Origin of the sequence: Desulfolutivibrio sp., assembly GCF_036584575.1 — a bacterium.
Lineage (GTDB): Bacteria > Desulfobacterota > Desulfovibrionia > Desulfovibrionales > Desulfovibrionaceae > Desulfolutivibrio.
In genome coordinates, this window is sequence record NZ_JAZHDB010000212.1 from 19,653 (window position 1) to 43,444 (window position 23,792).

Consider the following 23,792-nt stretch of genomic DNA (forward strand, 5'->3'; position numbering starts at 1 on the left):
AATACCCTTTCTCATCTGTAGAGTGCAAGAAGTGATGCAACTTTTCCTTCATTATTTTCCTCTATGCATTTTTTGTTCGTTTCCTCCTCCTCCGGATATCCCTCCAGCCTGCGCAGAAATGGTCATCTCGCGCCTCAGGCCCGTTCACGGCTGTCCCTGAAGAACAGGGGAGCCGTTCAAATTCTGACATTTTGATTTTCACGCGACACACCGTCGCGGGCGTCCCAGGCGCGGCATGGGCGGCTCCCTGCGTCACCCTCCGGCGCCATGGCGCCCAGGGCTCAAAGCCCGTCCGGGTTGCCGTCTCCCCGTTTGATTTACTTCGGAATTTTGATCGGATAGGAAATGGAAAATCTCGGGAGGTCGGACAACGTCCATGCACGAAAGCGAAACGGTTTCCAGCCTCGCCCTGTCGCTGGCGTCAGCCTTGGGCGACGACCCCTTCTATCGATCCCTTGTGGCGGATTGCGAGGACGATGCCGGGGTGCGCCTGGCCCGGTATTTTGAGCAGTCGATCCGCGAGGGCCATGACATCGGGCAGGTCCGTCAGGCCGGAGACGACGGGTGCGCCGTTTGGATCACCAGCTGCGACCTGAAACGGATACTGGACGCCAGAGAAAACAAGCTGGCGGCCCTTGGGCGGTTGCTTGGCCCCGTGGGATTCGCCAACTACCGGTCCATGGTGGCCAACATGGAACGCAGACTTCCGCCGCTGATCCCCGAATCGGCGTGGTACCTGTCCATCATGGGGGTGGCCGTGGCCCGACAGGGCCAGGGCCTTGGCGGGCGGCTTTTGGCGTCAACCCTGGCCGAGGCCGATTCCCACGGCGCCATGTGCTATCTTGAGACCTTCAATCCACGCAGCGTGCCGTTTTATGCCCGGCAAGGGTTTGCGGTGGGGGCGGAGGCGGTGGAGCCGCTCACCGGCGCCGGGTACCAGGTGATGGTGCGCGCGGCGAGGTGATTTTCCCGGCCGGGACCGGATCACGGGCCTGCCCGGGCCGCATCCCGGGGCGTTCGCGCGGAGTCCCCCGGGGGCGTTTTCGTGTCGGGCCAAGCCGTGAGGGCATGTGGATGCGCCAAAAAGGGCCGCCTCCAACGGAGGGCAGCCCCTTCATGCGAACGGCCAGACGCGGATCAATGCGCGTGACGGATTTCCTCGCTGGTGAGCAGCTTGTCGATGTCGAGCAGGATCAGCAGCCTGTCGTCGAGCTTGCCCACGCCCTTGATGTATTCCGACTCCACGCCCGCTACCACGGGAGGCGGCGGCTCCACTGTGCTCGACTGAATCCGAAGCACCTCTGACACGCCATCCACCACGAAGCCGACGATCATGCCGTGGATCTCGATCACGATGATCCTGGTGGAGTTGTCGTGTTCCTTGGCGCCCATGCCGAAGCGCCTGCGCAGATCGATGACCGGGATCACCTTGCCGCGCAGATTGATCACCCCGTCCACGGACGGCGGCGAGTTCGGAACCTTGGTGATGGGCATGATCCGGATGATCTCCTGCACCCGCAGGATATCGATGCCGAATTCCTCTTCCGAGATGGCGAACGTCACCAGTTGCAGCAACTCGTTGTCCTGCTTAAGCCCCAGCTCTGCGCTCATACGCCGTCTCCTTCTCTCCGGGACAGAGCGAGTGGCCTCGACCCGCCAATCGCCCGGGTTTTCGGGGCTAAGGATTCCTCGCCGACGGATTTCATGTCGATGATCAGACTCTGCAACACCTGGCGTTGCTTGGCAAGTTCGGACACGGCCTGGGAGGCCTGGCCCATGGCCTGGACGGTTTCGCTCGAAATGGCGGACACCCGCTCGACGATGCAGTTGATTTCCTCGCTGGCGGCTGACTGCTGCTCCGAGCATGATCACACGCAAACCAACCCAAAAGGCGCATTCATCCCCCGCGAATCAAAATGGCCTCGGCTCAGCCCGCGCAACAACTGCATTGGATGCGGCGCATAAGTCCCGGATTGATCTCTTGGCAAATCCCGTGGAAATGACTATTGCTCGGCACATGACCTCAATGATTTCAGAAAGAAATAAGGAGATGCCCCATGCCCCGTGAATCGAACTTCGACGCCGTGAAGCTTCGTGCCCTCATCACTGAAGGAAAATCCGCCCAGCAGATCATGGACGCCCTGGGCGTCAAAAAGCCCATGCTGAAGACGTATCTGGCGCGGCTGATGATGCTGGATGAAAAATTCTACAAGATCGCGGGCATGGATGGACGGGCCGTGAGCGGCTCTCCGGTGTTCAAAAAGACCGGGCTGCACCTGGGGGCGACTCTCCTGAAAAATTACGGTTTCAGCGAAGGGGATGCGTTCCGGGTTTCGGCGCCCGAGGCCGGGAAGATCGTGTTGGAGAAGGTTTAGTCACCAACTTTTATGAGCATATTGCGAAAAGAGGCCTACTTCGTCCTGGGAAGTTGGTTGGCGTGGGTCATTTCCTTCAAATTGGCGACCTTCTCCCAGCACCCTACCGGCTTGCCACCATATCCAGTCAGGGTGTCAAGAGAAGCAACCCAAGGGAACCCGTAATGTCTCCCCTAGGGAAACCTTTTCTTCAGAACGTCGATCATTGTCGGACTCAACTGCTTGAAAAGCTCTGCATTGCTCGACGGGTACGAATTTGTTTTAGTAACAGGAGAACCATACAAGCCGCTTTGTAAGGATGGAAACGGCCCATATCCAGTCACCAGGGGCCATTTGATAGTCAGATCCAAAGCGCCATTCTGCGCTCGACTAGGGTCCATTGTCTCGAGAGCAATACCATTGTAGTTGGCAAGATTCGGCGTATTAGGAGTCAAGTTATTCTGCAGTATTTGTTCCGTTGCAATGGAGTAATAACGTGATGTTGCGGCCGGCGTTCCATCAGCCACCGCCGGATCTACGTTGGTTGCAACGATGGACACGGTATAGTCTGTGTTCAGGTGTATCGTGAATGTTCGAAACTGTTGGGGGAAATCCCTTAGAGAAGAGGTTTCGACTTGCCAAAAGCCATTTTGAGGGGTGTTGGGATTGGGTGATGGAAATGCTTTGATTGTATTAAAATGGCGATGCCCCGATATCCACATGAGAAGATTCGGAGTGCTCCAGAGTTCGTTCACTAACCCGTTCAAAGAGACGGCATTGTGTTCCGTGGCGTTCGGGTCTTTGTCAGACTCCCACCATTCCATATCGGAACCGATGGGGGAAACACCGATCGGTATGTGGGCGGCGATGATCATTAACTGGTTGGCCGTCTGGCCAGCAGCAAGCTCCTCCTGAAGCCAGCCCCAACGTTCGGCGTCAAGGAATCCATGTGCGTGGAAATCGTGGGAGCCGTCGGTATCCGACTGGGTATTATCCAGCACGATAATCTTGAGCGGAATATCGGATTTCGGGACAAAACTATAACAGGCAAAACCCTTTTCAATTCTCGAAGGGTCAACCAGATTGAAGCCGTGGCCGATTGGCGTTGTGGCTGTATGAAAAAATTCCTGCATCCATTGAGTCTTCGTCACCGCGTAGCGAGCACTGTCCGCCGTGACAGTCGGAGGCGAAGAATACTGTCCAATGGGCCCAGCCTTGACAATTGCGCCGTCAGCGGTTGCCCCGTCGAGCACGCCCATGTAATCCGACCGCTCTTTCAGGCTGGCCGAGACATCGTACATGCATGGGAACAGCGCCCCTGCATCGACAGGGGCTAACAATCCGGAAGCCATGACGTTACCGGTGATATACGATTGCCGAAGGCCGAGGGTGCTATCGGCGTCGACCGGGAGGGTACCTATCCAGAAATGATCATGGTTGCCAAGAGTCTGATACCAGGGGATGGATGGGTCGAGTCCGGCGGCCTGGAACGTCTTTTGGTAGTCAATGGTCAGGTTCCCTCGCAGGTCGCCGGAGCAGGGTGTAATGACCTGGCCGTCTATGACGTCAATATACCATCTCAACTCATTGTGTTGCGAAGTATTGCTTACATCTCCCAAGCATATGCCGAAATCGAACGGCGTTGTCTTGTGAAGCGCGTTTATCGTTTGGATGGCGGCATCGAGAACCTGGGTCGTACACATCATAACCGGAGAATATATTGAAGAATTTGTATAACAAAAAGGATCAACCTGCTGCGTAGAGATGAGCTGGTTCGGGGATTCCTTGTCGGTAATATGAACATCGGTGAAGGAAAAGAAACTTGAGAGTTGGCGTAGCCTTTGCGGTGAAGCATTGCTGTATCCGCTCGGCATGATATCGGTCCGCTGCACGTTCTCGAGCCCAGGGCCAAACGTAGCGTTGCCGTAGCCGTACGTACTGTACCGGGATATCTGCGGGAGCTGGGACGCCGTGAGCCCCGGCGAGATGGCGGGGAATACCAGCACCCGGTCTTTTGTCGTAAGGACCGTGGAATCAATCGGGTAGGTTGGAGCCTGACCGTTGACAGCGGCCCCAGCAGAGCCTGAAATCGATCTGCCCAGATAGAGCGCTGCGGCCATTCCAACGGAATATTTCATGAACTTCCGCCGGGTGATGGGCTTGACCATATTCAAGTCGTCGCTTGGCAAAATACCGCCAGGCCTTTTTGAATCCCCGTTTGCCATGACTTCCTCTTTCGACCGATCATTGGATGCGGTCACTCTTAAACGACCAGGACACATGAACAGAGACATTTATCCTTATTATATCACAAGACATTGGCGGTGCTTACGTAGCGATGACAAGTAACTCTTTTAAACTCGAGAGACGTTTCCTAAGCAACGGTTATTGAACAGACAGCCTCCCGGGTAACACCGGGGGCTCTATTTGTTCTCGGATGGTGGGGGCCTCTTCGGTTGTCGCCCTTTCCCACACCATTCACTCTTCCCTACCCTATGGATTTTGCTTGGCAGGAACCGTTTCGTCCATAGCCAAGAAGGTCAAGACGATCCGGGTGAAGGCGGCGGGTGCTTCAAATTGCAAATGGTGCGTTCCACCTTTGAACTGAACCAACCAGGCGCCAGGGATCAGACTCGCCAAAATCTTTGAGCTCTTCGTGCCCACGACAGTATCCGCCGTACCTACCAGCAACATGACCTGATTCTTGATCAGCGCCATCTTTTTCAAAGGGGTCTTCCAGCCCATGGCAGCCTGAATTTGTTTTTTTATCGTAGGATTATCAGGCAAAGCTATGTGCTTAAAAACAGCGGCAACGTCTTTTCCATCGGTTGAAGTGGCGTGGATGATAGCCTTGTTGATGCGATCAGGAGAGTAAAGAAGCAAATTTTGTGTGGTCACGCTCGATTGAGAATACCCAAGTACGTTTGTTTTTTGGACTCCAAGTGCATCCAACAAGCCAATCACATCTTGAGCGAAAAGACGATACGTGAATTTTTGGCCATTATCCGTAGAATATCCCATTCCCCGGTTGTCCATGATGATCAATTGATACTTTTTCGACGCCTCTTCGATTAATTCAGGCACCCAGCTCTCCATCGTGCCGCCGAGCCCAGTAAGCAACAGCAGTGGTTCACCGGAACCGACCAACTTGTACCCGATTCTGATCCCGTTGGCGTTAATCTGGTAAATGTCGTGGCCTTTGGCATCTACCGCTACCTTTTCACCAACGGGGACGATGTCCTTGGCCCAAGAGACAGAAGCGCTGATCCCAAAAAGTATCATCAGCAGACACGAAACGCAGATGGTGGCTCCTGTGAGTCTGAAACGATGGATCATAGTATCCTCATTCCTGGAGAGACAATTGATATTCTGGGAAATCCTGGTCCGCCTCACTGGGAAATCCTGGCGCGTTAAGAGTGGTGACTTCTCTGCTCACGTTCTGTGGTCAAGTAACAAAAGATTACGCGCATGTGCAAGGGCGTTGACAAGGGGGTCACTGTTCGGCTCTGGTTTTCTTGGCCTCGTGATATCGAACGGCGGCGTCCATGGATGAATCGGGAGTTGTCGTTTCCCCGCCCCGGCCCTTCCCCAGGACCGGCTTCCCTCGCCCCCAAAATCTGTGCGATGAGAAGCCTCGTTCTTCACGTCAGCGAATTGGGCAACCCGGCGACAGGCCTTCACGGCAGGATGGCGAACACCCGGGCCGGGAAGCCCGATCCCTCCTTCGGCTTGGGGAAGGCCGCCACGACCAGCGCGCCGGATTCCGGGACCTCGTCCAGGTGCGCCAGAAGCTCGATCTGATAGCGATTGCGGCCCAGAATGTAGGCCTCCAGGGAATAGTCATTGCGCGATGTCGCCGCGCCCGGGTCCGTGTCCGTCGTCTCGTGGCCGGACGCCGTGACGCCGCGCTCCTCATAGAGATACCGCAGCACCTCCAGGCTCCAGCCGGGCGTGTGGGAGATGCCGCCCGCGTCCTTGTTCTGCATGGCGGCCATGTCCGGCCAGCGGGTGGACCAGTCCGTGCGCAGGGCCACGAACGCCCCCCGGGGGATCTGGCCGTGGCGCGTCTCCCAGGCCCGGACGTCGTCCATGGTCACGGTGTAGTCGGGGTTTTTCGCCGCCGCCTCGTGCACGTCGAGGACCACCAGCGGCAGGATCATCTCCTTGACGTCGATCTGATCCACCGTGCGAAGCCCCGGCACGAAATGCGCCGGGGGGTCGACATGGGTGCCCCACTGCCCCACATGCGTGAAAGTCTGCGCATAAAACCCGCTGCCCATGGTCCCCTGGCCCGGTTCATACCCGTAGACGGTCTGGCGCGTCTCGTCGGGAAAACCCTGCCAATGCGGAATCCCGGGCGCGAAGGCATGCGTCAGGTCCACGAACCGTTTGCTGGCGATGACCCTCCAGGCGTCGGCCAGCGTCAGGTCGTCCGCCGCTATGCAGCAGTTCGCCGCAGCCAGCAGGATCATCCAGACCATGAGGGAGGACAGGACCGTTTTTGCGGACATGGTTTTTCCTCTGCGTGGTGAAGGGACAGGACGGCGATGCGTCAGGGATGTCCGTGCGTAGCGGAGTACGGGGAGAAATGAAAGCTTGGCGATGGCGATAGGGACGAAACCGATATTCGACAGCAAACAGACGGCACATGCGCCATATTACGCCTGGATCGCCTCCCTCGCGGCCCGTTCCAGGGTCTCGGCGGCAAAGGCGTTCAGGCTTTTTCCCGTCACTTTGGCGGCGGATTCCGCCAGACGGTGAATTTCAGGCGAAACCCGAACCATGAAACGACCGGAATAGGGTTTTTCGGGGGGCTTGCCGATCTCCGCACAGGTGGCCAGATAATCATCCACCGCCTCCTGAAAGGCCTGGCGCAACTCGTCAACGGAACGGCCGGTGAAGTGAATCACGTCGCGTATTCCGGAAATTTCCCCATGAAAAGCGTCATCGCCAGACTCGAATTCAAACTTCCCAAGATAGCCTTTGTACTGAAACGCGTTCATTGTTCGATCTCCATTTCGCTGAGGAATCGGCGCACGGACTTGACCGCGCCTTTGTCCAGAACCGGCCTGGGGTGTGGCCGGTGAATGCGCAGGATGGCCCCGTCCGCCGAGACGAAGCGGACGCGCGACCCGTCGCCTTCAAGTTTTCGGCAACCAAGCGCGAGCAACAGCGCCTCCACGGCGGACCATGCGATATCGCCCCGCTCGGGCTTGGCGCGGATGGCTTCAAGTGTCCTGCGAAGCCGATTGTTCATGTTTTTATGATATCATTCTATGATGCGAAGTCAAGTTTTCAAGATCGTGCGGATGGATGGCGGGGAGTGATCAGGGTTTTGGCGGTTGCAAAGATGGCTGCGCCTGGGGCGCAGACCGGAATCCAAAAAGGAACGATGGATTCGTGCTGGCGATATTGACCAGGACGGAGTCTCTCCATAGAATCCGAAATATCGTCGGCCGTGGGCCAAGTCGAAGAAAAATCCGCCCAGCGGATCATGGATGCCCTCGGCGTCAAGATGCCGAAGGTGAAATGCTCTCTGGCGCGGCTGGTGATGCTGGACAAGAAGTTTTACAAGATCACGGGCATGGAAAGCCTGGGCGTGAGCGGTCCCCCGAAAATCAAAAAGACGGTCCTGCACCTGGGGGCAACTCTGCTGAAGAATTACGGATTCAGCGGAGGCGACGAGTTTCGGTTTTCGGTGAGTAAGAGGGGAAGATTGTGTTGGAGAAGATTTAGGTAGCTCTTTTTTTTGGAATATTGTGCAGATAGGCACACGCCGTCCTGAGAAGAAGGGTGACGAGGGTTTTTTTAATTATTTACTGGAGTTTGATACAGTTGACGAAGGACAATTCACGAAGCAATAAAATATGGACGCACACTAGCTTTGTTAAGAATAATCGATTGGAGGCGCATCGTCAATAAGTCCAACAGGATGGCTACCATCAGAGTCAGGATGAAATTCGATAATGATATGGTCTGAAAGTTCAGACTCAATAGTTAATGGTAAATCATTGTCAACGATGATGATTTGTGATTCTTTGCCATTCCTTGTTGCGATGTCAATCAAAGCAAGCAAATATTTATACATATGTTCATATTTTTTGGGATCGCTAATATTCTCTTTTTTGTCTTCTCGGGCGTCTGTTTCGTCCATATATTTTCGTTTAGTTGTTTTGCTCAGATATTTCCCTATAGAGTCGAGCATTAAAAATGAAGGAATAGAAACATTTTTATCCAAAGAGTAGTTGAAGATTGATAGAAAATATCCCACTGACACAATTGTACGGAGGCCTCCGGAGGTTAAATTGACATAATCACGTCCACGAATAATCGGTAGGTATGTTTTGCTACTAATGTGAATTCCTGTTCTATTTGAAATAGAAATAAAATCAAGATAACGACGCAAATAATTGGAGAGGGTTCCAAGGATTTCTTCTTCGGAGGGAGCTTTGCTGATAAGTTCTTCTAGTTTCTTTTGGAGAGAAGCTAGTGAGGCATTGCATGTTTCAATTTGATCAATGATCATCGTTTTTTTATTTGATATTTTAAGAAAATCGTTTTTGTGCCTAATTTCTTCTTGAATTTTAGCTGTAAGACTTATTAGTGCATCTCTTTCCTCAATATAAGGAGAAATCATATTTTTTGTTTGTTCGTCAAAAAAAACACTAATCTCACGTATCGACTGTTTATGAGTTTCCAGTTGGACTTCAAAGTCTTGCTGTTTAAGTCGCTCAGAGTCCAAAATGCTTGAAATCTCACGTATTTTTTGCTTTAAGGATTTAGTTTCAAAAGAAATTATTTCGACGTCATGATTGTGAAAATAGCTTTCAAGTATTGGCTTGCTCAATATATTGCTACAAATAGGACATTTCGTTGGGGCTGTGAGGTCAGGAATTGCTTGAACTAATTTTTTTGCAGTGACTAATTTATCTAAATCTTGAAAATAATCATTCTTTAGCCTAACATAACGTTCAATATTTTTTTGCGTGTTTTGTAACAACATTCTTAAAGAATTTTCTGTATTTCTCAGTGTAAATAAAGTTTTTCGCGCATCAGAAACTGCTTCTGTGTTTGAGTGCATTTTTTTTGAAATATCATCAATTGCAGATTGTGAAGCCTCAAGTTTTTCTTGCAGTATAGACATACCGGAGGTGATTTGCTTGCTATTTTCAAAATTGGCTTCAGCGAGAAATTCAGTTATAATTCTTAGGCGTTGCGAAAAAGCGTTTCTGGCAGTGGTTGTTTCGGCTATATTTCCTTGTAATTCAGATATCTCTTCGTCAAGAAAATCAAATATGTACTTGAAAACTTGTCGATTTTTCAAAGCAATAACAAAATTTTTCTGATCGAGGAGACCTTTGCTGCCAATGTCATCTTGATCCAGGTACAAATATTTGAAAATGTCTCGAAAGCTTAACCTCGCCATGGTAGAATCATCTTTTGTAGGTGCTTGTTTGATATTAATTATGGGTAGATCGAGTCTCGAAAGCATGAAATCAGAGAGCAATCCGTCAGGAGCTATCTTTTGGACGGAAGTGGACAGCAGGTAAGGGGTATGGTTTGTGGTAATTGAGTCGATGGTACAATTATAAATACTTATCCACAACTTATTGTTAAGCAAATCTCTTTTGATTGTAAATATGTCGCTGCCAAGTCTAAGCTCTAAGAGACAAAACTTACCTGTTGCTTCTAGTTCGTCACAAAGATTAATTGAAGACGCCCCAAAACAATAGTTTATGAGCTCTAAAATGCTAGACTTCCCAGTGTCAGAATCTCCAAGAATTATGTTTAGACCAGTGCTGAAATTAACATCGTAATTTTTCCTTGATCCGATGATTCTAAGTTTTGTGAGGATTAGTAGATGTTTTTGCATCTTTAATATTCCTGATGGATTTTATTGATTTCTAATGCCAAAAATGATTCTTTCTTGGTTTGAAGTGGTTTCATTGATTGTGCGTGATTTTCAAGTCTAGCAAAAAATTTTGTGTCAATTAGTTGCAAAATATCCCCGCCACGATCAGTATGTAAAAACACTAACCCAAGTTCGTTGGAAAAAGCGATGCTAGCTATCTCAGCTGATGTGAGTGCGTTTAATACAATTTCAAGTCGCTGATTTTCAATGATATATTGCAGATTCGGGGTTCGAATGTCAGTTTTTTCATATGCTAAAATATTTAATTCCCCTAATCCATTTTTTTTAAGTAAGATTCTTAACAAGAAAGGGCGATTGAGTAAATAGTCATACAAAAATAACCGCCTAAGTGTCAGTATAGGCTTGTTTGATTTTGCGGTCTTGTCTAAATGTTTTAACAAAATCAGAATTCTCAGTGCATAAGTATAAAAATCATTATTTAAATTTGCAAAAGGAAGGTTATGGTTTAGCATTTCTTATTCCTTCCAGCTCTTCATAATTAGTCCGCAATGACCACCAGATATTTTGTGATTTATCGTTGGCTAAATGGTGAATCATCCCTTTCTTGTGATGTTGACTGATGTTGTCAGCAATCGCGCGTAATGGCGTTATGTTTTCTTCGCATATTTTGTTGTAAACAGTGCTCAGAAGTTCGTTTGAGTCATTTATTTTCCCACCGCAAAACAGAGCATATACATCGTTGTATATAACTTGAATTTTGACATATAAATCTTCTAATGCTTGCATCGAAATGTCGTCATCTTTGAGGGTCCGCTGAGCGATATCTGTATTGTAAAAAAGAGTTTTAGCATTTGAAATTGTTGCACTGTACAAGTCTGCAATGATCATTTTGATTACAAAATCTTCACGATCATATTTTGATGGATCGTCAAGTTGTTGAAGTAAAAATGTCTTTTTTAATTTTAATTCAGTTATATTTTTTGCTATTGTTGCCAAAACTACAATTACGATTAAGTCGTCAATGTCTTTTGGCTTTGATATGCTTAAATGATCGTGGTCTACGGCGTGCCACGGTTGGGATGGTGCGGCACTTACTTTCGGTACTACTGAGTCATGTATTCCATAAATATAAACTAGTTGAGGTAGTAATTCTTGTTTGCACTCTTCCCACTGTTTGTTGGCGTCATTGATGTATTCACTAAGAGGACGAAGGTCGGAAATCTGCTCGTTACTGGAAAATAAATTTCCAAGTGTTGCAATTTCTGAACCTTTGTGAGGTACAGCTAATGATATAAATAAAACGCACTTGTGATTAAGTTGTTCCTCAAGACATTTAAGAATATACGATTTTGTGACTAATCCCCCCATGCTGTGTGCGATAATAATTATCTCATTATATTCGCGTAAAGTCACAAGAATCTCTGTTTTTAAAAGTTCAGATATCTCGTTAATTTTAACAGTCTTTTTTATTGGGTCGCTTCCGTGTGACCATAATCGTCTAAAAATACTTTTGGGGACAGTATTGTCGGAAATTTTTGTATGATAAACAAATTCAGCAACACTATATTTATCTACATTTTCTTCGGAACTAAGCAGTTCCCCGAAATGTTTGCTGTCATTATTTACCCACGAATCTTCCCCTCCCGTAAATCCGTGGATGAATAAAATAAGTTTTTTCGAACTTGCTTTTGAGATAAATTTTATCATACTCAGTCCTCAGCCGGTTTTAGTGAAAGGGCTATGTCGAAGTTACATCTGTGTGCTAGCTATATTTTAAATAAAGAATAATCTCCAATATTTCAAGCTTGTTAGCTAGAAATGTCAACGGTTTATAAATTATGAATTAATTTTCCGATAGGCGCAAGTTTCAATCAGCAATAAGCGCGGATTATTGAATCATAAAGGTAGGGTTGATGCATGACGTGACCTTCGTAACCCCTTGATATTCATACTTAACAACATGAAGTTATTAACTATTCTCATTTTCCCATCCTCCCCAACGTTATTTTCTCTCCTCCCCTGAGTAAAAACCCCTCGACCTCCCCAGCCCAAATCCGGACTTCCCTGCGCCAACCCACCCTCCCTCAAAAAATTTCCTCTTTCCCGCCGGGCCAATCTTGACTTCCCCCCGCCTTTGGGGCAAGAAACCCCTTCCCGTTTGGCTTAGGACCGTAGCTCAGGGGGAGAGCGCTTGCTTGACACGCAAGAAGTCAGGAGTTCAAATCTCCTCGGTCCTACCATGTAATCCCGGGGAGGCCCTGGCCTCCCCTTCTTTGTATTGAGCGTCGGAGATGACGCGCGGGCGGGTTCCAACCGCCCTGGGGAGATAGCGCCGTGCAGGTCCGTGTCGAGGACAAAACAGTGGAAGCCGGACAGGGCGAAGCCTGTGGCCAGGTCTTGGCCAAGGCCCTTTCCGGAAAGCGTGTCAAAAACACCCTCTTGTGCCGGTGCGGCCAGACCCTTATCGATCTGACCACCCCCATCCCTGCCGACTGTCGCGAGCTCGAACCCGTGTCCGCCGACGCCCCCGAGGGCCTGGAGGTCATCCGCCACTCCGCCGCCCACATCATGGCCGAGGCCGTGAAAAAGCTCTTCCCCTCGGTCAAGGTCACCATCGGCCCGGCCATCGAGAACGGCTTCTACTACGATTTCGCCTTCGAGCGCCCGTTCACGCCGGAAGACCTGGAGGCCATCGAGGCCGAGATGCACCGCGCCGTGGCCGCCGACACCCCCTTTTCGCGCCGCGAGTTGCCCCGCGACGAGGCCCGGACCTTTTTTGCGGATGCGGGCGAGGACTACAAGATCGAGATTTTGGACGAGATCGCCAAGGGCGACACCGTGTCCTTATATACCAACGGCGCCTTCACCGACCTGTGCCGCGGCCCGCACATCCCGTCCTCGGGACACCTCAAGGCCTTCAAGCTTTTGTCCGTGGCCGGGGCCTACTGGCGCGGCGACGAAAAGCGGCCCATGCTGCAACGCATCTACGGCACGGCGTTCGCCTCGGAAAAGGACTTAAAGACCTACCTCCATCACCTGGAGGAGGCCAAAAAGCGCGACCATCGGCGCATCGGAACCCAGCTCGACCTGTTCAGCTTCTCCGACGAGGCCGGGCCGGGCATGGCCATCTGGCATCCCAAGGGCGAGCTGATCCGCACCATCCTGGAGGATTTCGAGCGCCGGGAGCACCTGCGGCGCGGCTACCACATCGTGCGCGGCCCGCAGATCTTAAAGCGCGAGTTGTGGGAGCGTTCCGGGCACTACGAAAACTATCGCGAGAACATGTATTTCACGGCCATCGACGAGCAGGTCTACGGCATCAAGCCCATGAACTGCCTGGCCCACATGCTCATCTACAAATCCCGCATCCGCAGCTATCGCGACCTGCCGCTGCGCTACTTCGAACTCGGCGTGGTGCATCGCCACGAGAAGTCCGGCGTGTTGCACGGGCTTTTGCGGGTGCGCCAGTTCACCCAGGACGACGCCCACATCCTGTGCCGTCCGGACCAGCTTTTGGAGGAGATCACCGGCGTCGTGCGTTTCGTGCAGGACATGGTGGGCCTTTTCGGATTCGATTTCGAGGTGGAGCTGTCCACCCGGCCGGAAAAATCCATCGGCAGCGACGAGGACTGGGACCGGGCCACCTCGGCCCTGACCGAGGCCCTGGACGCCCTGGGGCTGCCCTACGAGATCAACGCCGGCGACGGGGCGTTTTACGGCCCCAAGATTGACATCAAGCTCAAGGATGCCTTAGAGCGCCGGTGGCAATGCGCCACCATCCAGTGCGATTTCACCTTGCCGGAACGCTTCGATCTGGTTTACACGGACTCGGATGGAGCCCGGAAGCGGCCGGTGATGCTGCATCGGGTGATTCTTGGCGCGGTGGAGCGTTTCTTGGGCGTTTTGATCGAGCACACGGCCGGGGCGCTGCCCACGTGGCTGACGCCGGTGCAGGCCCGGGTGCTCACGGTCACCGAGGCCCAGGACGAATTTGCGGGCCAAGTCATGGACCGGCTGCGCGAGGCCGGAATCCGGGTCGAGCTGGATGATCGCAATGAAAAGCTGGGCTTCAAGGTACGCGAGGCCCAGATGGAAAAGATCCCCTACATGTTGGTGATAGGGGACAAGGAAAAGGAACTCGGCGGGGTCAACGTCCGGCTGCGCTCCGGGGAAAACCTGGGGCTCAAACCGCTTGACGAAGTGATTTTCTTGATCCTGGCCGACTGCCAGGAACCGTTTAAGCGTGGAGGTATGAGCTATAAATTCTGCTCCCAGTGAACCCCGGTGCAACCACAGGATTCGCGCCCGCGAAGTGCGGGTCATTGCGGATGACGGTCAACAATTGGGCATCATTCCCACTTCCGAGGCCCTCCGCATCGCCCAGGAAAAGGGGCTTGATCTGGTCGAGGTGGCGTCTGGCGCCGAACCTCCGGTCTGCCGCATCATGGATTTCGGGAAGTTCAAGTATCAGCAGCAAAAAAAGCAGCAGGAAGCCCGGAAAAAGCAGACCGTCATCCAGCTCAAGGAAATCAAGGTCCGCCCGAAGACGGATGAACATGACTATCTGACCAAGCTCAAGCATATCCGGCGGTTTCTCGAGGCCGGGGACCGCTGCAAGGTCACCGTGTTTTTCCGAGGCCGCGAGATTGTGCACAAGGACCGGGGGCTGACCATTTTGAACCGGATCGTGGTCGATCTGGGCGAACTGGCCAAGACGGAGCAGGAGCCCAAGTCCGAGGGCCGCACCATGACCATGCTTCTGGCCCCGCAACCGAAGAAGTGATCCCCGGAAGTGATCCCCCGGTCGCCTGCATGGCCCGGGAATCCATAAAGGAGTCCGCAAATGCCCAAGATGAAGACCAATAGAAGCGCCGCCAAGCGTTTCAGCGTGACCGGAAGCGGCAAGTTCAAACGGCGCCGTCAGAACCTGCGTCACATTCTGACCAAGAAAAACGCCAAGCGCACCCGCCGCCTGGGCCAGGGAACCCTGGTCGATTCGGCCAACATCAAGGCCGTCAAAAAGCTTCTGCCCTACGCCTAGCGTCGGCATTGGCCCGCGTCTACCCCGGGTGAGCGCCATGGGGAATGGGTGCGGTCCAGGTCATGGCCCCGCCGGAAACGCGGGGAGGCAAGGCTGGTAAGACAAGGCTGGAAGGCGCGCCTGGTGCGCCGAGGTCAAAAGTCCATCGAGTGGTCCCGGGCGCTCCCCCAAAGACCCTCGCCACGAAAAGAAGCGCGTTTGCCGTCCCGGTGCGGTCAACCGCCCGCGCTTCGACACCATACACGGATGGCCGCGTAGCCGTCCGTCCAAGGAGATGACGTCATGAGAGTAAAAAGAGGCCAGGCCGCCCATAAGCGGCATAAAAAATATTTGAAGTTGGCCAAGGGCTACGTCGGCGCGCGCAGCAAGCTGTACGAAACCGCACGGGAAACCGTCGAACGCTCCCTGGCCTACGCCTACCGCGACCGCAAGACCAAAAAGCGCGAGTTCCGCAAGCTGTGGATCATGCGCATCAACGCCGCCGCCCGGGAACACGGCATGTCCTACAGCGTGTTCATTCGCGGTCTGGCCCTGGCCGGCGTGGAACTGGACCGCAAGGTTCTGGCCGATCTGGCCGTGCGTGAAAAGGACAGCTTCGGCAAACTGGTGGAGCTGGCCAAAGCCCAGGCGGTCTAGGCGTGTCGGCGCCGACCCTTCTTTCCGAACTGGAAAGCCTGGTCGGGGAGTGCGTGTCGCTCCTCGACCAGGCTTCGACGTTCGAGGCCCTGGAAGATGCCCGGGTGGCCTTTCTCGGACGCAAGGGGCGTCTGGCCCAGGCCATGGCCCTTTTGCCGTCGCTTTCCGCCGACGAGCGCCGCGAGGCCGGGCAGGCCGCCAACCGCGCCAAGCAGACGCTCACCGAGCGCCATGACGCGCGGCTGGCCGAACTGGCCCGGGCCGAAAGCGTGGCCAGGCTTGCGGCCTTCGACCCCAGCCTGCCGGGCCGGACTCCCTTCGCCGGGAGCCGCCATCCCGTAAACCTCGTAACCGCCGACATCTGCCGGGTCTTCGAGCGCCTGGGCTACGACATCGTGTCCGGTCCCGAGATCGAGACCGACTATTACAACTTCGAGGCCCTGAACATGCCCCCGGAGCACCCCGCCCGGGACATGCAGGACACCCTGTACATCTCCGACTCCATCGTCCTGCGCACCCACACCTCGCCGCTGCAGGTGCGCACCATGCTGTCCCAAAAGCCCCCCGTGGCCGTGGTGGCCCCGGGCAAGGTCTACCGCCGGGACTCGGATCTCACGCACACCCCCATGTTCCATCAGATCGAGGGACTGTACGTGGACCACGACGTGTCCATGGCCGACCTGCGCGGCACCCTGACCCATTTCGTGCGCGCCATCTTCGGCCCCGGGACCAAGGTGCGTTTCCGGCCGAGCTTTTTCCCCTTCACCGAACCCAGCGCCGAGGTGGACATCTCCTGCGTCCTGTGCGGCGGAACGGGCACGGCCGGAGAGGCTGCCTGCCGGGTGTGCAAGGGCACGGGCTGGGTGGAGATCCTTGGTTGCGGCATGGTCGATCCCAACGTCTTCGCCAGCGTCGGCTACGATCCCGAGCTCTATACCGGCTTCGCCTTCGGCATGGGCGTGGAGCGGGTGGCCATGCTCAAGTACGGCATCGGCGACCTGCGCATGTTTTTTGAAAACGACATCCGGTTTTTGCGCCAGTTCGCGTAACGTCGAATCCCGGCGGCGACCCGGGGAATACGGCGGTGGCCCATGCGCCTTTCCGACGAGGAAAAACAAGCCATTGTCAGCGTGGTGGCCGCCTACGATCCGGCGGCTGAAGTCTACCTGTTCGGATCGCGGGTGGACGACGCCAAAAGGGGTGGGGACATCGACCTGCTCATTTATTCCGGGCGCATGGACCGCACGGTGCGCCGGGCCATCCGCCGGGCCATTTTAGACCGCATAGGGAACCAGAAACTGGACATCGTCACCGCCAAGGCCCCGGGCAACGCGACCGAGCCCTTTGTCCGGCTGGCCCGGCAAAACGCCGTGAGGCTGACATGACGGCGCGGGACTCCTGCACGAAATATCCGTCCGACAGGAACAGGCCCTAAGACTTCCGGCCCTTCGGCCTGTCCCCGGCATCCTTCGACCCTTGGTGGAGAAACGACATGCTTTTGAGTCTTGCCTGGCTGCGCGAGTTCACCCCCTACGACGGCCCCCCCCAGACCCTGGCCGACCGCCTGACCATGCTCGGCCTTGAGGTCGAGGACATCCACAACCCCTTTGCCGGGCTCTCCGGCGTGGTGACGGGCAAGGTGCTGACCCGGGCCCCCCATCCCGACGCGGACAAGCTGTCGCTGTGCTCCGTGGACGTGGGCGGCCCCGAGGCGCTTTCCATTGTGTGCGGCGCGCCCAACGTGGCCGCCGGACAGTGCGTGCCCGTGGCCACCGTGGGCGCGGTGCTGCCAAACGGCATGGAGATCAAAAAAAGCAAGATTCGCGGCCAGTCCTCGCACGGTATGATCTGTTCCGAATCCGAACTGGGCCTTTCCGAGGAAAGCTCCGGCATCATGGTCCTTTCCGGCGACCCCGCCCCGGGCACGCCCCTGGCCGAGGCCCTTGGCCTGGACACCTGCGTGCTCGACGTGTCCATCACCCCCAATAGGGCCGACTGCCTAAGCGTCCTGGGCCTGGCCCGGGAGACGGCCATGGCCTTCGGGCTGCCCCTGACCCTGCCCGCCGTCGCCTTCTCGGAGACGGCCCCTACCGCCGAGGATGCGGCCCGGGAGGTGCGCCTCGAGATCGCGGACCCGGCCTTGTGCCCGGTCTACCGGGGCAGGCGCATCAAAAATCTCAGCGTGGGCAAAAGCCCGGACTGGCTGCGCTACCGGCTTTTGGCCGTGGGCCAGCGGCCCATCAGCAACGTGGTGGACGTGACCAACTATGTGCTCTTCGAGCTTGGGCAGCCCATGCACGCCTTCGACCGGGACATCCTGGCCGGAAACGTGGTCCGGGTGGCCCCGGCCGCAGACGGCATGACGTTCACCACCCTGGACGGCCAGAAGCGCACCCTGACCTGCCGCGACCTGCTCATCTGGGACGCCGAGAAGCCCGTGGGGCTGGCCGGGGTCATGGGCGGCGAAAACTCCGAGATGACCGCGAAAAGCACCGAGGTCTTTTTGGAGTGCGCCGTGTTCAACCCGGCCACCATCCGCAAGACCGCCCGCCGCCTGGGCATCCCAAGCGAGGCCTCCTACCGCTTCGAGCGCGGCGTGGATCAGGTGGGCTCGGCCTACGCCCTTGACCGGGCCGTGTCGCTCATCCAGCAGACCGCCGGGGGACAGGTGCTCGCGGGCACGGCCCTGGCCGAGCCCCGGCCCTTCGCCGCCCCCCAGCTGGCCTTCCGCAAGGCCCGGGCCGAAAAACTTCTGGGCGTGCCCCTGACGGACGCCTTCTGCCGCGACACCCTGGCCGCCCTGGGCTGCGTCCTGGGCGCGGAGTCCGGCGATGGACTGGCGGTGCTGCCGCCGTCCCACCGCCTGGACCTTGAACGCGAGGTGGATCTCATCGAAGAGGTGGGCCGCGTCTACGGCATGGACCGCATCGAGCCGGTACTGCCCGCCATCGCCCGCAGCCTGGACACGGCCACGGCGGCCGAGTCCGCCCATTCCTTCTGGAACCGGGTGCGGGCCTGGGGCGTGGGCGCGGGCCTCAACGAGGCCGTCAACTACAGCTTCGTGGGCCACGCCGACCTGGACCAATTGTGCCTGGATACGGCCTGCCGGGTGTCCGTGGCCAACCCCCTGTCCGAGGACCAAAACGTCATGCGCCCGGAGCTTGCGCCGGGGCTTTTGCAGAGCGTGCGCATCAACATCTCCCGGGGCAACGCCGATCTGCGCCTTTTCGAGGTGGCCAAGGTCTTCCACGCCGCCGCGGCCTCCGAAACCGGCTGCGTCGAACATGGCCGCCTGGGGCTGGCCCTGCACGGCAGCCGCCACCCCGAGGGCTGGCCCTTCCCGGCCGAGACGTCCGGCTACGAAGACATCAAGGGGCTGGTGGAAAATCTTCTGGCCGCCTTCCAGCTTCCCGGGGCCGACTATGCCCTGGCCGCCGGGGAAAGCCCCTGGCTGTCGCCGCGCGTGGAGCTGACCCTGGCCGGACGCGACTTCGGCTACATCGGCCGGGTGACGCCCGAGGTGGCCGACGCCTTCCACGCCCGGCGCGAGCTGTGGCTGGCCGAGGTCTCCCTGGACCTTCTGGCCGAGTTGTCCGCCAAGACCAGGATCGCCTTCAGGCCGCTGCCCGTCTATCCGCCTGTGCGCCGCGACATCACGGTCATCGCCCCGGCCGAGCTGTCCGTCAGAGCCGTCCTGGAGGCCCTCGCCGCAAAAAAAACGCCGCTTCTGCGCGACGTGTTTTTGGCCGACCTGTTCGTCCCCGAGGGCGGCGCCGAGCGCAACCTGACCTTCCGCCTGACCTACCGCCACGACGAACGCACCCTCAAGGACAAGGACGTGGACAAGGAACGCGAGGCCCTGACCAGACATCTGGCCACGGTCCTCCCCGTGCGCTTCTCCTGACGCCCCCGGGCCGCGCCCGGACCCGTATCGCCTCGGACATGGGGGCTTGACCGTGGGACACGACTTGGCGCACATCAGTCCGGTCATGGACCCGAAAACCTATAAAATCGGCGAGGCGGCCCGGCTGTGCGGCGTCAAGCCCTTTGTCCTGCGCTTTTGGGAAAGCGAGTTCCCCGGTCTTTCCCCCATCCGCACCCCGAAAGGGCAACGGCTCTACACCGACGAGCATGTGCGGCTCATCGCCCGTATCAGAACCCTGCTCCACGAGGACGGGTTGACCATTGAGGGCGCGCGAAAAAAACTTGAGGAAAAAGGCGATGCGGCCGAGCTGCTGCGCGTTATCCATGCGGAATTAAGCGACATTCGCAGTCTTTTGGCCAGAAGCGGCAGCGCCCGCGACCATCCCTGACGCCTACGCGAGGACACAGGCCATGAATCGGTACCTTTTGATGTCGGCAACGGTCTGCCTGCTGTGTTTTTCGGCCCTTTCCGCCCTGGCTCCGGCCGCCGAAAACGCCGCCTCCCCGGCGGGCGATGTGGCGGATTCCCACGCCCCGGCGGGCGTCTTGGCGGACCTGCGCGGGGTGGTCAGCGCCAGACAAGACGGCGGCGATCCGCGCACCCTGGCCAAGGACGCCCCCGTATTCGTATCCGACACCCTCGCCACCGGCCCGGCGGACAAGGGCAAGGTGGTCTTCGCCGACGATTCGGTTTTGGAGATCGGCCCGGACAGCGAGGTCCGCATTGCGGAGTTCGCCTACGACACCACGGATCGCGACAATTTCCGCCAGGGAATCCACATGGCCAAGGGGCTTTTCCGCTACGCCACGGGGAAAATCGTGGCCCATGACCCGGATCGCCTGCACATCGAATCCCCCCTGGCCAGCATCGGCATCCGCGGCACCACCACCGACCACCTGATCCAGGTCCGGGAAGAAATCACGGACGGGAAACCCGAACGCATCGTGGAAACCGAACTGCACGCCCTGCGGCAGTCCAAGTCAAAGACCGAAGTGGTGGTCACCCACTTAAGCAAGCCCGTCAGCCTGAAAAAAGAGGACGCCGCCGCCTCGCTCGTCCCCAAAAAACCCACCGTCACCCGCACCCTGACCGAGGCCGAAAAAAAGGTCTTCGCCGAGATCCCCCTCTCGCCCGCCCCCTTCGACCCCAGGCCGGGCTCCAGCCTTCTCGGCGGCGGGCAGTAACACGGCGTCAGCCTCACCAGCGCACAAGCGTCACAACGAGAAGGCCGGCCAGGATGGCGGTCAGGCCCAGCCGACGCAACTCCGGCGCGGGACGCTCGGACAAAAAGCGCAGCACCGTGGGCATCCTCTCGGCCGCCAGAAAATAGGGCAGGCCCTCCAGGACGAAGGCCAGGCCAAGGGCGGTGAGGAAGGTTTTCCAGTCGAATTCCATATGCCCAGTATGCGGCGGCCGCGACGGGTTGTAAACCGCCGCCTTGAAGCCTGGCCCGAAGTTCGCTAAAGACCCTTCCTGCCGGGGGCGAATCCCTCCCTGTGGAGGGACGAACCGACGCATCAGGACATGATGCCGCCTTTCCCCGCCTGCGGGCTGTTCCCTGGTCCTCCTCAATATTTACAAGAAGGTTTCGCCGTGATCGATTTTGACGATTTGGTCTCCCAAAAAAGCGCCGTGGCCGTGGTTGGCCTGGGTTATGTGGGGCTGCCCCTGGCGGTGGCCCTGTCCCGGCATTTCCGGGTGGTCGGCTTCGACATCAGCCCCGGCCGGGTCAACGAACTGCGCTCCGGGGCCGACAGCACCGGCGAGGTCGATCCCGCCCGGCTGACCGAGGTCGAGGTCGACTACACCACCGACCCCGCCGCCCTGGCCGCCTGCGGGGTGATCATCGTGGCCGTGCCCACCCCCATCGACGCCAACCGCAATCCCGACCTGCGCCCGGTCACCGGGGCCTCGATCACCGTGGGCAAAAACATGAGCCCCGGCAGCGTGGTGGTCTACGAGTCCACGGTCTATCCCGGGCTCACCGAGGACATCTGCGTGCCGCTTATGGAGGAGCATTCCGGGCTTGTCTGCGGCCGGGACTTCACCGTGGGCTATTCCCCCGAGCGCATCAATCCCGGGGACAAGGTCCACACCCTGGAACGCATCGTCAAGGTGGTGTCCGGCCAGGACGAGCCCACCCGGAAACTCCTGGCCCGGCTCTACGGAACCATCATCACCGCCGGAGTCCACGAGGCCTCGAGCATCAAGGTGGCCGAGGCGGCCAAGGTCATCGAGAACACCCAGCGCGACCTCAACATCGCGCTGATGAACGAACTCTCGCTCATTTTCGAGCGCATGGGCATCGACACCCTGGAGGTGCTGGAGGCCGCCGGAACCAAGTGGAACTTCCTGCCCTTTCGTCCGGGGCTGGTGGGCGGCCACTGCATCGGCGTCGATCCCTATTACCTGACCTTCAAGGCCCAGGGCACGGGCTACAACCCCCAGGTCATCCTGGCCGGACGGCACATCAACGACAGCATGGGCAAGCATGTGGCCGACACGGCCGTCAAGCGCCTGATCCGGGCCGGACACCGGGTGCGCGGGGCCCGGGTGGGCGTCCTGGGTCTGACCTTCAAGGAGAACGTGCCGGATCTGCGCAACACCAAGGTGGTGGACATCGTGCGCGAGCTTGCCGACTACCAGGTGCGGGTGCTGGTCCACGACCCCCTGGCCTCCCCCGAAGAGGCCATGCACGAATACGGCCTGACCCTTGAGCCCCTGTCGGCCTTTCGCGACCTGGACGCCCTGATCCTGGCCGTGCCCCACGCCGCCTATGTGCAGGACATAAGCCCCCTGGACCTGCGCTCCTGGTTTCGGGACGAGGGCCAGGGCATCGTCCTGGACGTGCGCGGGGCGCTTGACCGTCAGGCCGTGCGCGACGCGGGCCTGTGGCACTGGAGACTGTAGACCCGCATGACCCTTCTTCTGGCCTGCGCCACCAGGACCGAACTGCACGCCGTCCTGCCCGCCGGGACCGGCATCCCGGACCAGGGCGCGGCGGCGCATGAGGTCTTTCCCAAAAGCCCGCTGACGCTTTCCGGCCGCGAGGTGCTGGCGGTCTGCACCGGCGTGGGCCCCGTGGCTACGGCGGCCGTCCTGGGCCGGGCCCTGGCCCGACGCCCGAAGATTTCCGGGGTGGTCCAGCTTGGCGTGGCCGGAAGCTTCGACCTGGAGGCGGCCCCCATGGGCGCGACGTTGTGCGTCATCCGGGAGACGTGGCCCGAATACGGCCTGGCGGGGGCGGACGGCGTGGCCCCCCGGGGCATCGGCCTGCCCATGGCCATCTGCCCCGACGGCCCGGTTCACGAGACCCTGGGCGCCGACCCCGACGCGGCGGCTGCGGCCATGGGGCTGGCCCTTCCCGCCGCCTTCGGCCGGGCCGCCTCCCTGACCGTGGCCGGGGTGACCGGAACCATGGAGCGAGCGGCCCTGCTGCATGCCCGTCACGGGGCCCTGCTGGAGAACATGGAGGGATTCGCCGCCGCCCTGGCCTGCCGTCTGGCCGAAACGCCTTTTTTGCAGATCCGCACCGTCTCCAATCTGGTGGGCAGCCGCCGCTCCGGACACTGGGATCTCAAAGGGGCCCTGGCCGGGCTGCGACCGGCCCTGGCCCGGCTCCTGGGGAGTGCCCCATGAAGCGCCTTTGCGTGGCCGTCTCTCCCTGCCCCAACGACATGGCCATTTTCGGAGCCTGGATACTGGGGCTTGTGCCCGACGCCCCCCGGGCGGACTTTGTTTTCTGGGACGTGGAGAACTTAAACGAGGCCGCCCTGGCGGGCCGGTTCGACATCATCAAGGTTTCGGCCGCCGTGGGGCTGGCCCTTGGCCAGTCCTGCCGCATCCTGCCCTCGGGGGCGGCCTTCGGCCTGGGGGTGGGGCCCAAGCTGGCCGTGCCCGCCGGGGCCGCATGGCGGGAGGCAATTCGGATATCTCGTCCAGAAAGAGCGTGCCGCCCTCGGC

General features: G+C 57.4%; 26 protein-coding genes and 1 tRNA gene. 17 read left to right on the top strand and 10 right to left on the bottom strand.

Annotated features, from left to right (window positions below; genetic code table 11):
• Nucleotides 1-376 precede the first annotated feature (376 nt).
• Nucleotides 377-964, top strand: coding sequence for a GNAT family N-acetyltransferase (locus V3572_RS15475; protein WP_332111921.1), 588 nt, complete (start codon nucleotides 377-379; stop codon nucleotides 962-964).
• A 173-nt stretch (nucleotides 965-1,137) separates the two neighbouring features.
• On the opposite strand, the gene V3572_RS15480 is transcribed toward V3572_RS15475, so the two are convergent.
• The gene (locus tag V3572_RS15480; RefSeq protein WP_332111922.1) at nucleotides 1,138-1,611 is read right to left on the bottom strand and encodes a chemotaxis protein CheW; all 474 of its coding nucleotides are present in this window, start codon (nucleotides 1,609-1,611) and stop codon (nucleotides 1,138-1,140) included.
• A 165-nt stretch (nucleotides 1,612-1,776) separates the two neighbouring features.
• Between V3572_RS15480 and V3572_RS15485 the strand changes: the two genes are divergently transcribed.
• Nucleotides 1,777-1,965 (top strand): hypothetical protein, encoded by a 189-nt coding sequence (locus tag V3572_RS15485; protein WP_332111923.1) that lies wholly within the window; start codon nucleotides 1,777-1,779, stop codon nucleotides 1,963-1,965.
• Nucleotides 1,966-2,057: 92 nt separating this feature from the next.
• The gene (locus V3572_RS15490) at nucleotides 2,058-2,375 is read left to right on the top strand and encodes an ArsR family transcriptional regulator (protein ID WP_332111924.1); all 318 of its coding nucleotides are present in this window, start codon (nucleotides 2,058-2,060) and stop codon (nucleotides 2,373-2,375) included.
• 173 nt (nucleotides 2,376-2,548) lie between these two features.
• Here V3572_RS15490 and V3572_RS15495 read toward each other — a convergent pair whose 3' ends face one another.
• The 5 genes from V3572_RS15495 to V3572_RS15515 all read right to left on the bottom strand — a co-directional run bounded on the left by V3572_RS15495 (nucleotide 2,549) and on the right by V3572_RS15515 (nucleotide 7,611).
• Nucleotides 2,549-4,579 carry a TIGR03768 family metallophosphoesterase gene (locus V3572_RS15495; protein ID WP_332111926.1) on the bottom strand — a complete coding sequence of 677 codons (2,031 nt, stop codon included), beginning with the start codon at nucleotides 4,577-4,579 and terminating at the stop codon, nucleotides 2,549-2,551.
• Nucleotides 4,580-4,847: 268 nt separating this feature from the next.
• Nucleotides 4,848-5,690 (bottom strand): alpha/beta fold hydrolase, encoded by an 843-nt coding sequence (locus V3572_RS15500; RefSeq protein ID WP_332111927.1) that lies wholly within the window; start codon nucleotides 5,688-5,690, stop codon nucleotides 4,848-4,850.
• Between the two features lie 341 nt (nucleotides 5,691-6,031).
• Nucleotides 6,032-6,865 carry a cyclase family protein gene (locus V3572_RS15505; protein WP_442877393.1) on the bottom strand — a complete coding sequence of 278 codons (834 nt, stop codon included), beginning with the start codon at nucleotides 6,863-6,865 and terminating at the stop codon, nucleotides 6,032-6,034.
• Between the two features lie 147 nt (nucleotides 6,866-7,012).
• A complete protein-coding gene (locus V3572_RS15510) occupies nucleotides 7,013-7,357 on the bottom strand; it encodes a type II toxin-antitoxin system HicB family antitoxin (RefSeq protein WP_332111929.1) in 345 nt (114 codons plus the stop codon).
• Nucleotides 7,354-7,611 (bottom strand): type II toxin-antitoxin system HicA family toxin, encoded by a 258-nt coding sequence (locus tag V3572_RS15515; RefSeq protein ID WP_332111930.1) that lies wholly within the window; start codon nucleotides 7,609-7,611, stop codon nucleotides 7,354-7,356. Before V3572_RS15515 ends, V3572_RS15510 begins: the two co-directional genes overlap by 4 nt.
• Nucleotides 7,612-7,812: 201 nt before the next feature.
• Between V3572_RS15515 and V3572_RS15520 the strand changes: the two genes are divergently transcribed.
• Nucleotides 7,813-8,094, top strand: coding sequence for an ArsR family transcriptional regulator (locus V3572_RS15520; protein ID WP_332111931.1), 282 nt, complete (start codon nucleotides 7,813-7,815; stop codon nucleotides 8,092-8,094).
• A 147-nt stretch (nucleotides 8,095-8,241) separates the two neighbouring features.
• Here the strand turns inward: V3572_RS15520 and V3572_RS15525 are convergent, their stop codons facing one another.
• Genes V3572_RS15525 through V3572_RS15535 form a run of 3 tightly spaced genes read right to left on the bottom strand, consistent with a single transcriptional unit; the run spans nucleotide 8,242 to nucleotide 11,934 of the window.
• Nucleotides 8,242-10,227, bottom strand: coding sequence for a hypothetical protein (locus tag V3572_RS15525; protein WP_332111932.1), 1,986 nt, complete (start codon nucleotides 10,225-10,227; stop codon nucleotides 8,242-8,244).
• Between the two features lie 2 nt (nucleotides 10,228-10,229).
• A complete protein-coding gene (locus V3572_RS15530) occupies nucleotides 10,230-10,739 on the bottom strand; it encodes an ABC-three component system middle component 4 (protein WP_332111933.1) in 510 nt (169 codons plus the stop codon).
• Entirely contained in the window at nucleotides 10,726-11,934 is a 1,209-nt protein-coding gene (locus V3572_RS15535) for an ABC-three component system protein (RefSeq protein WP_332111934.1), read from the bottom strand. The genes V3572_RS15530 and V3572_RS15535 overlap by 14 nt, the downstream gene beginning before the upstream one ends.
• 458 nt (nucleotides 11,935-12,392) lie before the next feature.
• Between V3572_RS15535 and V3572_RS15540 the strand changes: the two genes are divergently transcribed.
• From V3572_RS15540 to V3572_RS15585, 10 genes are all read left to right on the top strand, one after another.
• Nucleotides 12,393-12,467, top strand: a tRNA-Val gene (locus V3572_RS15540).
• Nucleotides 12,468-12,561: 94 nt separating this feature from the next.
• Complete coding sequence (gene thrS / locus V3572_RS15545) at nucleotides 12,562-14,505, top strand: threonine--tRNA ligase (RefSeq protein WP_332111935.1); 1,944 nt, start codon at nucleotides 12,562-12,564, stop codon at nucleotides 14,503-14,505.
• The gene (gene infC / locus V3572_RS15550; protein WP_163301273.1) at nucleotides 14,486-15,010 is read left to right on the top strand and encodes a translation initiation factor IF-3; all 525 of its coding nucleotides are present in this window, start codon (nucleotides 14,486-14,488) and stop codon (nucleotides 15,008-15,010) included. Before thrS ends, infC begins: the two co-directional genes overlap by 20 nt.
• Before the next feature lie 60 nt (nucleotides 15,011-15,070).
• Nucleotides 15,071-15,268, top strand: a complete 198-nt coding sequence (gene rpmI / locus V3572_RS15555; RefSeq protein ID WP_163301255.1) for a 50S ribosomal protein L35 — start codon at nucleotides 15,071-15,073, stop codon at nucleotides 15,266-15,268.
• A 282-nt stretch (nucleotides 15,269-15,550) separates the two neighbouring features.
• Complete coding sequence (gene rplT, locus V3572_RS15560) at nucleotides 15,551-15,904, top strand: 50S ribosomal protein L20 (protein WP_163301254.1); 354 nt, start codon at nucleotides 15,551-15,553, stop codon at nucleotides 15,902-15,904.
• A 2-nt stretch (nucleotides 15,905-15,906) separates the two neighbouring features.
• Nucleotides 15,907-16,953, top strand: a complete 1,047-nt coding sequence (gene pheS, locus V3572_RS15565) for a phenylalanine--tRNA ligase subunit alpha (protein ID WP_332111936.1) — start codon at nucleotides 15,907-15,909, stop codon at nucleotides 16,951-16,953.
• 42 nt (nucleotides 16,954-16,995) lie between these two features.
• The gene (locus tag V3572_RS15570) at nucleotides 16,996-17,289 is read left to right on the top strand and encodes a nucleotidyltransferase domain-containing protein (protein ID WP_332111937.1); all 294 of its coding nucleotides are present in this window, start codon (nucleotides 16,996-16,998) and stop codon (nucleotides 17,287-17,289) included.
• A gap of 107 nt (nucleotides 17,290-17,396) precedes the next feature.
• On the top strand, nucleotides 17,397-19,808 hold the full coding sequence (pheT, locus tag V3572_RS15575) for a phenylalanine--tRNA ligase subunit beta (protein WP_332111938.1): 2,412 nt from the start codon (nucleotides 17,397-17,399) through the stop codon (nucleotides 19,806-19,808).
• An 85-nt stretch (nucleotides 19,809-19,893) separates the two neighbouring features.
• Nucleotides 19,894-20,217 carry a MerR family transcriptional regulator gene (locus V3572_RS15580; RefSeq protein ID WP_332111946.1) on the top strand — a complete coding sequence of 108 codons (324 nt, stop codon included), beginning with the start codon at nucleotides 19,894-19,896 and terminating at the stop codon, nucleotides 20,215-20,217.
• A gap of 22 nt (nucleotides 20,218-20,239) precedes the next feature.
• Entirely contained in the window at nucleotides 20,240-21,013 is a 774-nt protein-coding gene (locus V3572_RS15585) for a FecR family protein (protein ID WP_332111939.1), read from the top strand.
• 13 nt (nucleotides 21,014-21,026) lie between these two features.
• On the opposite strand, the gene V3572_RS15590 is transcribed toward V3572_RS15585, so the two are convergent.
• On the bottom strand, nucleotides 21,027-21,224 hold the full coding sequence (locus tag V3572_RS15590; RefSeq protein ID WP_332111940.1) for a DUF2065 domain-containing protein: 198 nt from the start codon (nucleotides 21,222-21,224) through the stop codon (nucleotides 21,027-21,029).
• 198 nt (nucleotides 21,225-21,422) lie between these two features.
• Here V3572_RS15590 and V3572_RS15595 point away from each other — a divergent pair, with 198 nt between their 5' ends.
• The 3 genes from V3572_RS15595 to V3572_RS15605 all read left to right on the top strand — a co-directional run.
• A complete protein-coding gene (locus V3572_RS15595) occupies nucleotides 21,423-22,739 on the top strand; it encodes a nucleotide sugar dehydrogenase (protein WP_332111941.1) in 1,317 nt (438 codons plus the stop codon).
• Nucleotides 22,740-22,745: 6 nt separating this feature from the next.
• Nucleotides 22,746-23,468 (top strand): futalosine hydrolase, encoded by a 723-nt coding sequence (gene mqnB, locus V3572_RS15600; RefSeq protein WP_332111942.1) that lies wholly within the window; start codon nucleotides 22,746-22,748, stop codon nucleotides 23,466-23,468.
• A partial coding sequence (locus V3572_RS15605; protein ID WP_332111944.1) for an MqnA/MqnD/SBP family protein occupies nucleotides 23,465-23,792 on the top strand: 328 nt, incomplete at its 3' end. The genes mqnB and V3572_RS15605, both read left to right, overlap by 4 nt.